This window comes from Streptomyces sp. NPDC040622 (assembly GCF_055593965.1).
In genome coordinates this window covers 199,324-210,976 of sequence record NZ_JBVIXD010000008.1, presented here as the reverse complement: position 1 = coordinate 210,976, position 11,653 = coordinate 199,324, and the positions used below count along the sequence as shown (strand labels likewise).

The 11,653-nt window shown below is 73.1% G+C and carries 8 protein-coding genes; 5 read left to right on the top strand and 3 right to left on the bottom strand.

Annotated elements, in window-relative coordinates; genetic code table 11:
- Window positions 1–178: 178 nt before the first annotated feature.
- Window positions 179–934, bottom strand: coding sequence for a leucine-rich repeat domain-containing protein (locus ACZ592_RS24175; RefSeq protein WP_471583698.1), 756 nt, complete (start codon window positions 932–934; stop codon window positions 179–181).
- A 211-nt stretch (window positions 935–1,145) separates the two neighbouring features.
- Here ACZ592_RS24175 and ACZ592_RS24170 point away from each other — a divergent pair, with 211 nt between their 5' ends.
- Window positions 1,146–1,646 carry a glycosyltransferase family protein gene (locus ACZ592_RS24170; RefSeq protein WP_356572628.1) on the top strand — a complete coding sequence of 167 codons (501 nt, stop codon included), beginning with the start codon at window positions 1,146–1,148 and terminating at the stop codon, window positions 1,644–1,646.
- 149 nt (window positions 1,647–1,795) lie between these two features.
- Window positions 1,796–4,144, top strand: coding sequence for a glycoside hydrolase family 95 protein (locus ACZ592_RS24165; RefSeq protein WP_471583697.1), 2,349 nt, complete (start codon window positions 1,796–1,798; stop codon window positions 4,142–4,144).
- A gap of 104 nt (window positions 4,145–4,248) precedes the next feature.
- Here the strand turns inward: ACZ592_RS24165 and ACZ592_RS24160 are convergent, their stop codons facing one another.
- Entirely contained in the window at window positions 4,249–6,345 is a 2,097-nt protein-coding gene (locus tag ACZ592_RS24160; protein WP_471583696.1) for a M6 family metalloprotease domain-containing protein, read from the bottom strand.
- A 263-nt stretch (window positions 6,346–6,608) separates the two neighbouring features.
- On the opposite strand from ACZ592_RS24160, the gene ACZ592_RS24155 reads away from it, so the two are divergent.
- Window positions 6,609–8,027, top strand: a complete 1,419-nt coding sequence (locus ACZ592_RS24155; protein ID WP_471583695.1) for a tetratricopeptide repeat protein — start codon at window positions 6,609–6,611, stop codon at window positions 8,025–8,027.
- On the opposite strand, the gene ACZ592_RS24150 is transcribed toward ACZ592_RS24155, so the two are convergent.
- Entirely contained in the window at window positions 8,017–9,165 is a 1,149-nt protein-coding gene (locus ACZ592_RS24150) for a hypothetical protein (protein ID WP_471583694.1), read from the bottom strand. The genes ACZ592_RS24155 and ACZ592_RS24150 overlap by 11 nt on opposite strands.
- 291 nt (window positions 9,166–9,456) lie before the next feature.
- On the opposite strand from ACZ592_RS24150, the gene ACZ592_RS24145 reads away from it, so the two are divergent.
- Both ACZ592_RS24145 and ACZ592_RS24140 read left to right on the top strand, forming a co-directional pair.
- Window positions 9,457–10,134: a response regulator transcription factor gene (locus ACZ592_RS24145; protein ID WP_471583693.1), complete on the top strand. Its 678-nt coding sequence runs from the start codon at window positions 9,457–9,459 to the stop codon at window positions 10,132–10,134.
- On the top strand, window positions 10,124–11,611 hold the full coding sequence (locus ACZ592_RS24140) for a sensor histidine kinase (protein ID WP_471583692.1): 1,488 nt from the start codon (window positions 10,124–10,126) through the stop codon (window positions 11,609–11,611). Before ACZ592_RS24145 ends, ACZ592_RS24140 begins: the two co-directional genes overlap by 11 nt.
- Window positions 11,612–11,653 lie beyond the last annotated feature (42 nt).

Sequence of the window (11,653 nt, the reverse complement as noted above, 5' to 3'; positions counted from 1 at the left end):
GGGGGGGGGGGGGCGCTTGGTGCGGGGGGGGTAGGGTGGGGGCGTTTGTGTGGAGGGGGGGGGGGTGGGGTGGGCCACTGGTCGCGGGGTGTGGGGGGGGGGGCCCCCCCCCCCCCCCCCGGCTGCGCGGTGCTCCGCCGCGGACCGTGCCGGTGCGGGTGTTCGGCCCTCGGGGCTTTCAGCGCAGCACCACGCAGCCTCTGGCCTCGAGCTGCCGCAGGAGGGCGTCGGTGCAGCGCACCTCGTTCCACCGCAGGTCCAGCTTCTCCAAGGAGGGCAACTCCGCCACCCAACGGGGCAGTTCGGTGAGGTGGTTGGCGCGCAGGTCGAGGCGGCGCAGTCGCGGGAGAGCGCGGAGGGCGTCCGGGACGGCCGTGAACGCGTTGTCGCGCAGCTCCAGCTCGCGGAGTTCCGTGAGGCGGCGTGTCCCGCGGGGCAGATCGGCGAGGCGGTTGCCGCGGAGCCACAGTTCCCGCAGTCCGGTGAGCGAGCCGATGGTCTCGGGGAGCCGGGTCAACTCGTTGTGCTGGGCGCGCAACTCCAGGAGCCCGCGCAGGCCGCCCAGCGAGTCCGGGAGCGCGGTCAGACGGTTCTCGCCGACGTTGAGGTAGGCGAGCCGGGTGAGGCGGCCGAGGGGCGCGGGCAACTCGGTGAGCTCGTTGTCGTGGAGGTAGAGGAAGCGGCTCAGGCCGGTGAGGTCGCCGAGCTCGTCGGGGACCGTGCGCAGCCGGTTGTGCCCGAGGTCGAGGGTGTGGAGCGCCTGGAGCGTGCCGATGCGGGCGGGAAGGCGGGTCAGCGCGTTGTCCGGGAGGAGCAGGACCTCCAGGCGCGGGTGGTGCCAGACCTCGTCCGGTACGTCGCTGAGCTTGCCGTGCCAGTAGTTCAGTACGGATGATGCGTCGGTCACCGGGACTCCGTCGTCGGGGGGCGCCATTATGGGCCGGGAGGGCGGTCGCCCGGGGCGGGTGTGGCGGGTGGGGCCCAGGGGTGGGGTGTGGCCGGGACTCCGGGCCGCCCGCCGGGCCGCCCGGGTACGTCGTGGCTGGTCGCACACTTCCCGCACCCCCCGCGGGGCACCGGGGCCGGCGCGTCGGGCGGGCCCGCCCCCGCGCCGGTTCGCCCGGCGGGCCACGTACCATGGGCGCATGTCCTTCCTCCGCCGCCGCAGCTCCGCCACTCCCGCGGGCCCGGACTTCGATGTCCTGGCCATGGACCCCGGTGACTGGCCCGGCAATCTCGGCGCGGGCCTGCTGCCCGCCCCCGACGGCAGCTGCCAGGGCGTCTTCCTGCGCTACGACCTGTTCGGCGGCCGAGGCCCCGCGATGATCATCGGCAACCTCCCCGAGGGGTCGCCCGCGCGCGAGACCGCCGAGGGCGAGGTTCCCTTCGAGGTGGCCCAGCTGCTTCTGGCCCTGGAGAACGACGAGGACATCACGGTCGTCTCCGCCGAGGACATGCCGGTGATGCAGGGCGACAACCTCCTCATCGTGCGCCGCCTCAAGCTCTCCGAGAGCCGGATCTCCTGCGTGCAGTTCGACCGCAGCGACAACGTCCTGGTGACCATCGCCGCCTGGGACCGGCCGATCACCGATGACCTGTACGCGCTCCTGAAGCCGCTGCCCGCGGAGCTCTTCCAGCAGGGCTGACGGCCACTGACGACGACCCCGGACCCCACCGGCGCACTGCCCCGTTCCCACAGCGGAACGGGGCAGTTTTGTGTCGTGCTCTTGCCAGCTCAGTCATCGGACTTTTAACGTGACCGGTCATGACTCAGGCGATCACGCGAAGAACGACCATGAGGTCCGCTCTCGGCGGTGCTGCCGCCCTGGCGGCGGGCGGTGGCACGTTTGCCGCAGCCGATTCCGCCGCAGCCACCGCCGGGCACGCGGAGCACCACACCTCCGATGAATCGCTGCTCTGGTACGACGCGCCCGCCGTGGACTGGGAACGCGAGGCGCTGCCGATCGGCAACGGAGCCCTCGGCGCCATGGTCTTCGGCACCCTCGCCTCCGAGCGGCTCCAGTTCAACGAGAAGACCCTGTGGACCGGCGGTCCCGGCTCCCGGGAGGGCTACGACTTCGGCAACTGGCGCGACGCCCGGCCCGGCGCCCTCGACGCCGTGCGCGACGAGCTCGACGAGAAGGGCACGCTCGGCCCCGACGCCGTCGCGGCGAAGCTCGGCCAGTCCCGGCGGGGCTATGGCGCCCACCAGACCTTCGGCGACCTCCACATCGACGTACCCGGCGCACCGGCCGCGCCCGGCGCCGCCTACCGTCGCTCCCTCGACCTCGGCCAGGGCCTCGCGACCGTCACCTACCAGCACGAACAGGTGACTCACCGCAGGGAGTTCTTCGCCTCGTACCCCGACGGAGTGATCGTCGGCAGGCTCTGTGCCGACCGCGCGGGACAGGTCACCTGCACGTTCCGCCACACCTCGCCCCGCGCCGACCGCACCGCGCGGGCGGCCGGCGACCGGCTCACCGTGCGCGGCCAACTCGCCGACAACGAGCTGAAGTTCGAGGCCCAGCTGCGCGTCACGCACCAGGGCGGCACGCGCGTCGCGAACGGCGACGGCAGCATCACCGTGACCGGCGCCGACCATGTGTGGTTCGTCCTCGCGGCGGGCACCGACTACGCCGACACCTACCCCGACTACCGGGGCGACGACCCGCACGCCACCGTCACCGGCGCCGTCGACAAGGCCGTCTCGGCGGGGCACGGCACGCTGCGCGACCGCCATCTGCGCGACCACCGCGCGCTGTTCGGCCGCGTGGCCCTGGACATCGGCCAGGCGCTGCCCGCCGGCCTTCCCACGGACCGGCTGCTCAAGCAGTACGGGTCGGGAGCGGACGTCGCCGCGGACCGGGCGCTGGAAGCCCTCTTCTTCCAGTACGGCCGCTACCTCCTCATCGCCTCCTCGCGGGCCGGCTCACTGCCCGCCAATCTCCAGGGCGTCTGGAACAACAGCACCACGCCGCCCTGGTCGGCCGACTACCACACCAACATCAACCTCCAGATGAACTACTGGCTCGCCGAGGCCGCGAACCTGCCCGAGACGACGGCCCCGTACGACCGTTTCGTCGAGGCCCTGCGTGCGCCCGGGCGGCGCACGGCCAAGGAGATGTTCGGCAGCCGCGGCTGGGTCGTGCACAACGAGACCAACCCGTACGGGTTCACCGGGGTCCACGACTGGTCGACCGCGTTCTGGTTCCCCGAGGCGGCCGCCTGGCTCACCGCGCAGCTCTACGAGCACTACCGTTTCGGCGGCTCCACGGACTACCTGCGTACCACCGCGTACCCGGTGATGAAGGAGGCCGCCGCATTCTGGCTCGACAACCTGCGGGCCGATCCGCGCGACGGCACCCTGATCGTCACGCCCAGCTACTCGCCCGAGCACGGCGACTTCACCGCGGGTGGCGCGATGGCCCAGCAGATCGTCCACGACCTGCTCACCAACACGCTGGAAGCGGCCCGTGTCCTCGGTGACGCGCCGTCCTTCCGCGCCGAGTTGGAGAAGACGCTGGCGGCCCTCGACCCGGGACTTCGCATCGGATCCTGGGGACAGCTCCAGGAGTGGAAGGCCGACGTGGACGAGCGCACCGACGACCACCGGCACGTCTCCCACCTCTACGCCCTGCACCCCGGGCGGCAGATCGAGCCCGGCAGCAGGTGGGCGGAGGCCGCGAAGGTCTCCCTCACGGCGCGCGGCGACGGCGGCACCGGCTGGTCCAAGGCATGGAAGGTCAACTTCTGGGCCCGCCTGCGCGACGGCGACCACGCGCACAAGATGCTCGGCGAGCAGCTCAAGTCCTCGACGCTGCCCAACCTCTGGGACACCCACCCGCCGTTCCAGATCGACGGCAACTTCGGCGCCACCTCGGGCATCGTGGAGATGCTCGTGCAGAGCCAGTACGACACGATCGAGATCCTGCCGGCCCTGCCCGCGGCCTGGCCCGAGGGGGCGGTGCGGGGCCTGCGGGCGCGCGGCGGAGCGGCCCTCGACATCGACTGGGCGGCGGGGCGCGCCACCCGGATCGCCTTGACGGCCTCGCGGACGCGCGAACTCGTCCTGCGCAGCGCCCTGTTCAGCGGCGGGGTGCGAACGGTGAAGGTGCGGGCCGGGCAGCGGTACGTCTTCGACTGAGCGGGCCCAGTGGGCGTGGGCGGCCGCGTGCGGCGGCGGGGGCGGTTGACGAGCGGAGGGGGTGCGGGCCGCGGCCCGCACCCCCTCCCCGTTCCTCACAGGTGTCAGTGGCCCCCGTTCCTCGCGAGGGAGCAGGTGGCTCTGGCGGTCTTGTGCGGGTCGCTCACCGAGCGCGCGGTGAGGGTGATCCGGCCGTGCTTGCCGCCGTCGGGCCGGGCGGTGACGGCCACGTCGACGTCGACCGTGGAGCCCGCCTCGGCTGTGGCCAGTTCGCTGGGCAGCCAGGCGGACCAGCCGCGGCCGGTGGCCTCTGCGGAGAGCCGGTAGACGTCGGAGCCGAGGTAGCGCCGGGCGTCCTCGGGGTGGCCGCCCGGTCGGTCGGCCGGCGCCCTGCCGGTGTTCTTGAGCGGGAACGTGCAGGTGGCGCGGCCCTTGACGGGGTTGCCCGCCGCTTCGCCGTGGCGCAGCGCGGTGCCGCGGCGCTGCGGGCCCGCGCCGTCCAGGGACTTGACGGCGATGGTGTACGACAGCACGCCCGAGCGGCCGCGCCGGATGTCGGTGACGTAGAAGTGCAGCCGGTTGGCGCGGTCGACGTACTCGTAGGAGCTGCCGGAGTCCGCCCCGGCATGGAAGAGTGCGTCGCTGAGCTGGCGGTAGTCGCCCATGGTGATCTTCTGCGGGGTGCCGTCGGGGCGGATGAAGTCCACCATGTCGATGTCCTCGGGGTGGGCGTCGACGACCCAGGCGAACGGGGCCCGGTCCTCGTTCTTGGTCTTGGTGATCAGTACGCCGTTGTCCGGGGTGAAGGAGTCCATGCCCATGCGGTCCACGACCTCGACCGTGTAGTTCTGGTAGCCGCCGCCGTCGCACAGCGGGTCCGTGTCACGGTCACAGGCGGGGGAGAGGTCGCGGGACATGGCGATGTTGACCCCTGCCAGGCCCTTCGCGCCGGGCGGCGCCGAGCGCGCGGTGACCTTGGCGACGACCGTGCCGGAGTCCTTGAGGGCGTCGCGGTCCAGGCGCAGCACGTTCTTCTCGTCCACGATGCCGAGCTCCAGCTTGTCGCGCAGGATGTGCTGGGAGCCCATCGAGCCGCCGTCGGTGGCGGGGATCTTCCACCGGGTGTGCGGGCCGCCGGGGCCGTTGAACGAGCCGCGCGACAGCATGCTCCAGATGCCGGTGTAGGAGCGGCTCAGGGGAGTGCCGTAGGGGTTGTTGTAGTTGTCGCCGATGCCCAGGATGTGACTGAGCTCGTGGGCGTACACCCCCATGCCGGAGCTCTCGGCCTGGGTGGAGGAGCCGGTGACGGCGTTGGGCCAGATGCGGGCCGCGGCCTGCCAGGAGGTCCACGGGACGTAGCGGGTGGCGGCCGCGTTCCCGCCCGAGGAGATGGGCGCGGGCGGCCCCCACACGGCCGGGACCTGGCCCTGGGAGCCGAACTTCATCTGGCCGAACTCCTGCCAGGTGGACGACTCGTCCTGCCCCGCGGTGAGGAAGAAGACGAAGTCGTACTTGGCCGCCTCCGCCTCGCCGACCTGGGCGACCCAGGCCGCCTTGCCGTTGGCGCGGATGTCCTTGCCGCAGGTGGTGCCGGACGGGCAGGCGCCGGGGTTCATGCCGGGCTCGATGCCGTACTGGAAGGACTTGAACGGCATGCGGTACACGCCGAAGGCCTTCAGGTCGACTCCGACGCGCCCGCCGGAGTCCTCCATCCAGTACTCGTTGATGGTGTGGCCGCGGTTGAGGTCGCCGGGCTTGTTGAGGAAGTCCTCGTAGAACTGGGGCAGTTGTGTGCGCGGAACGTTCGCCGCGGTGGGCTGGGGGTTGCCGAAGACCGTGGATCCGGGTGCCTGGCTGAGCGTGAACTCCTCGTCGGGGTAGTCGAGGAGCACCAGCGCGCCCTTGAAGGTGCGGTCGGTGGGCTTCACGTCGGGGTTCGCCCAGTCGGTGCCGGGCACGGAGCGGTACTCGCTCCAGGACATGTCGTCGGGATTGCGCCAGTTCTGCGGGTCGATGGGCCGGATCAGGGACGGCCGGTCCTGGCCGGTCCCGCGGGTGTCGTCGGGCGCCGCCTGCGCCGTGCCGGCGGCGGCGGCCGCCAGGGCGGCGAGTGCGGTGACGGCGACGGTGATGCGACGGGCCGGGCCGCGGCGCGGACGGGTGCGGTGTCCGCGCGCGGAGCGTCTGTGACGGAGGAACATGGCTCACCTCGTGCCTCTTGCCGGGACAAAATGGACAAGTGCATGACAAGCCGTTCTTGTGGTGCGTACCCCGCTGCCAAGGTAGGTCGCCCGAAGCGGTGATGCCAGAGTGCCGATGGGCCGTTCCCGGGACGGACCGCGCTCCGACGGCGGTGCGTCAACCGCCCCCGCGGCGGGCAGGATGGAGTGCCGTCGCTCGGCGGGCGGCGCAGTGCAGCGTTCACCGATCCGCTCGGCGTCTCCCCCCTCGGAAGGAGTCGGTCATGGCAGGCGACCGGCACGGCCACCCGATGTCCCGCACCGGCGACGAGGCCGTGGCGCACTACGAGCAGGCGCTGGACCACCTGCTGTTCTTCCGCGCCGAGGTGGCCGACGCGTCACGGCGGCTGCTCGACGCCGCCCCGCGCTCGGTCATGGGCAACGTCCTCGCCGCCCACCTCGGCCTCCTCGGCACCGAGGAGAAGGAGGCCGCGGACGCCCGCAACGCCTTCGAGCGCTTCAGGGAACACGTACACCGCGGCGAGATGACACCGCGCGAACGCATGCACGTCGCCGCCGCCACCGCCTGGCTCAGGGGCGACATCCACCGGGCGGGCCGCGTGCTGGGCGACATCGCGGTGGAGTACCCGCACGACGTGCTCGCCCTGGCGGTGGGCCACCAGATCGACTTCTTCACCGGCAACGCGCCACGGCTGCGCGACCGCGTCGGCGGCGCGCTGTCCACCTGGGACGCCGGGGACCCCCACTACGGCCCCGTCCTTGGGATGTACGCCTTCGGACTCGAAGAATCCGGTCACTACGAGCAGGCCAGGGAGACGGGCCTCCGGGCCGTCGAGCGCGGACCGCGCGACGTGTGGGCCATCCACGCCGTGGTGCACACCTACGAGATGCAGGGGCGGTTCGCCGACGGCATCCGCTATCTCGACGCCCGCGCGCAGGACTGGGCGACGGGCAACTACCTGAACGTGCACAACTGGTGGCACTACTGCCTCTACGCCCTGGAGGCAGGCGACACCCCTCGCGTCCTGGAGATCTACGACGCGGCCCTGCACCACGCGGAATCGACCGGCGCGGCGATGGAACTCCTGGACGCCGCCGCCCTGCTGTGGCGGCTGCACCTGATGGACGAGGACGCCGGAGACCGGTGGCAGCGCCTCGCCGACGCCTGGGCCGCCCGCCACGACGGCGCCTACTACGCCTTCAACGACGTGCACGCGGTGATGGCCTACACCGGAGCGGGCCGCACCACCGACGCCGAACGCCTGGTGCGCCAACGCGAGGCCTATGCCGCGGGCGGCGGCCCCGGCACGTCCAACCGCGCGATGACCGCGGACGTCGGACTGCCCGTGTGCCGCGCCCTGATCGCGTACGGACAGCACCGCTACGACCAGGCCGTGGACCTCCTGCTCGCCGTCCGGCACCGCCTCGGAGACTACGGCGGGAGCCATGCCCAGCGCGACGCCGTGCACAAGACCCTGTTGGAGGCAGCCCTGCGCGCGGACCGCCACGAACTGGCCCGCACGCTCCTCAGCGAGCGCATCAGCCTGCGCCCGGTGTGCCCCTACAACTGGCTGGCCCAGGCACGCCTGGCCGACGAACTCGGACAGGGCGCGCAGGCCGCCGTGGCCCGCGCGAAGGCCGCCGACCAGGCGGCCGAAGGGCTGGCGGCCCTCAAGCGCTGAGGCGCGCCGCGCCGCGGGCCCCCGCCCCCCGCACCGACGCCGGCCGCCGTGACGCGCGTGCGCCGCGAACCCCGACTGACGGCCGGCCGGCGATCCGCACCAGTTCCGCGTACGCACAGCGCAGCGCGACCAGCGACTCCTGGGCCTCGCGGTAGGCGTCCGCGTCCGGGCCGCGGCGGTGGGCGAGGGTCCTCAGGGCCGCGCTGCGGCGGTCCAGGGTGGAGAGCCAGGCGCGGTGCGCGGTGGGCAGATGGCGGCGCAGCTGGTAGCGGCTGCCGACGCCCATGCGCCCGCCCATGCCCAGGACGGCGTCGCAGACCAGCAGCACCGGCGGCTCCAGCGCCTCGTGCTCGGCGAGTGCCGCGAGCACCGCGCACTGCCGGGCGGTCGCCGGGGCCGTGCTGATCTTCTCCGTGCTCAGCCGCAGGTGCCCGAGCAGGGCGTGCTGGATACGGGTCATGCGGCCCAGCGCCACCGAGACGGCGCCATCGCCGGGAGAACGGCCCGCCAGGGTCTCCGAGAGCCGGAACAGCCACGCCCCGTGGGCCTCCAGGCGCACCGTGGCCAGCATGAGAAGGTCCAGGCGTGACAGCGGCCGGCCCGGCGGCGCCCAGCGCACGATGGGTGTCAGGCTCTCGGCGCGGGCCAGCTGGTCGACGGGCAGGGACCGGCCGGGCTTGCGCACCGGTGCCCAGTTGAGCAGCGACAGCGTGGGCAGCGCCACGATCTCCTGATGGCCGCTGCGGTGCGCGAGCGACGACCACAGGGAGAGGAACTCCTCGTTGGCGGTCCGGCGCGAGACGGGCGCGTGCGGGTCGAGGCCGGTCCAGTCGCAGGCCGCCACGACGACCGCGACGCGCATCGCGGCCGCCTGCGCCCGGTGCTCCGGCAGCCGGGCGACGCGCTGGCGCAGCACCGTCAACGCACCGGAGCGGTCTGCCACGTCCACCGAGTGGCGGGCGTCCTCCGGTGAGGGCGCGGCGGCGGTCGCGTGCGCCAGCGCGTCCAGGTCCGTCCAGGCCCCGGAGAGGTGGGGAGCGGGCAGGCGCGGCGGCAGGAAACTGTGCGCGAGCGGTTGCTGCGAGGCGTCGGTGCGGGGGACGGGGCTCTCGTGGTGCAGCGTCGTGGGTGCAGTCATTGGGGCGGCCCTTCTGTGCGCACCGGAGAGGGGGGCCGGCCCGCCATCCCCGCCTCCTGCAACAGTCGGCAGGGAACGCGGTGTTGACGGGCCGGTAGTTGATCTTCCGTAGCGCCATCGTCACAGCTCGATCCGCTCGAAGCCGTACACGAAGGTCCTCAAAGCGCGGGACTTTCGACCCTGGGGGAGCTCAGCCGTTCTGAGGCCTCGGCGCCCCCGGCCACGCCTCAGTGGCGGCATCGTAGAGTGGACACCCGCATCCCTATTGACGAGATATGTGACTTTTGAGCAGTGAAGATCCTGGTCATCGAGGACGAGCCGGCACTCGCCGACACCCTGCGCCGGGCCCTGTCCTCGGACGGCCACTGGGCGGATGTCGCCCATGACGGGCACACGGGCCTCGAGCTCGCGCTGACCGGCGGCTACGACGTGGTCGTGCTGGATCTGATGCTGCCCGGACTCAGCGGGCTGGAGGTCTGCCGCCGGTTGCGCGCCCTCGACGAGCACGCCCTCGTCCTCATCCTGACCGCACGGGACAGCGAGTACGAGGAGGCCGACGGGCTCGACGCCGGCGCGGACGACTACCTCACCAAGCCCTTCTCGCTCGTCGTGCTGCTCGCGCGGCTGCGCGCGCTGGGCCGCAGGGCCGGACGCGAGCGCCCCGCGACCCTGCAGGCCGGCGACCTCACGCTGGATGTCGTCGCACGGCTGTGCAAGCGCGGCGAGCAGAGTGTCGAGCTGACCGCGCGGGAGGCCGAGGTGCTCGGCTGCCTCCTCGCCGCGGACGGCGGCACCGTCTCCAAACAGGACATCCTCGACGAGGTGTGGGACTCGCCCGCAGACCTCGACCCCAACATCGTCGAGGTGTACGTCAGCTCGCTGCGCAAGAAGATCGACACGCCCTTCGGACGGCACACCATCCGCACGGTGCGCGGCATCGGCTACCGGCTGGCCCCCGATGCGCCCTGACACCGACGGCGCCCACCTCCCCCACAAGCTGCGCTTCCCCCGAAGACTCCGCCCGCGGCTGCCCCGCACCCTGCGCGCCCGGGCCACGGCCGCCGCCGTCCTCATCATGATCGTGGCCCTCTCCCTCGGCGGCGGATGGCTCTACGTCACCCTGCGCGGCAACCTCATGGAGAACACCGCGGCCCGCACCGAGCTCGCCGCCCGACAGGCCGCCGCCGACCTCGCCACCAGGCCCGGTCCGCCGCGCGGCGACATGCAGGAACCGGCCGACGGGGTGGACGCCGTGCTCGTCCTGGACGACAAGGGCCGCGCCCTGGCCAGCACCGCCCCCCACCCGGCCGCCCGCGCCGCCGGCCTCGCGGACTTCCGGCCCGGCCCCGGTCAGGACTCCGCGGTACGCGACTTCGCCGCCGCGCCCGCGCTGGCCGGCCACACCAGCGTCGTCGCCGTGGTCCGCACCCCCTCGCCCGACGGCGACCGCTACGTCTACGCGCTGACCGTGCTCAACGCCGTGGCCGACGCCGAACGGGCGCTCGGCGTCGCCGTCCTGGCCGGCGGCCCGCTCGTCGTCCTGCTCACCGGAGTCATCGCCTGGTCCGTGACCGGCGCCGCGCTGCGGCCCGTCGAATCCATCCGACGGGAACTCGCGGCCGTCAGCGCGGACCGGCTCGGCCGCCGCGTGCCCGCGCCCGGCGGCCAGGACGAGATCACCCGCCTCGCCCGGACCGTCAACGACACCCTGGAACGCCTGGAGCACTCGGTCACCCGGCAGCGGCAGTTCGTCGCCGACGCCTCGCACGAACTGCGCAACCCCATCGCCGCGGCGCGCGCCGAACTCGAACTGGCCCTCCTCCACGAGCCCGCACCCGGCACGGCGGCCTCCCTCGGCCAGGCCCTCGACAGCACCGTCCGACTGGAACGGATCGCCGCCGACCTGCTGCTCCTCGCCCGCCTCGACGCCCGGCAGCCGCCGGCCGCGCAGCTCGTCGACCTGTCGTTGCTGGCCGCGGAGAAGATCGCCCGGCGGCGCTCGGCCCCGGTTCCGCTGCTCCTCGACGCGGCCGACGCCCCCGTCCTCGTACGAGCCGATCCCGGACAGGTGGAGCGGCTGCTCGCGAATCTCCTGGACAACGCCCAGCGCTTCGCGCGCTCCGAGGTGCGCGTCACCACCGCGACCGATCCGGCCACCGGCACGGCACTCCTGGAAGTCGCCGACGACGGCCCCGGCATCCCGCCGCAGGCGGCCGAGGAGGTCTTCGACCGGTTCGCCAGACTCGAGGCCGACCGCAACCGCGCCAGCGGCGGCACCGGCCTCGGCCTGGCCATCGCGCGGGAGATCGCACAGGCCCACGGCGGGACCCTGCGGGTGGCGCCGGGCGAGCGCGGCGCGTGCCTCGTCCTGCGGCTGCCCACGGCGGGTCCGCCCTCCTGCGAAACGATCCCTGCCTCCCGGCAAACGATTCCCGAAGATTCCTGAAGACCGCAGCTGATTCCTCAGGATCCTCAGGATGCCCTCAGG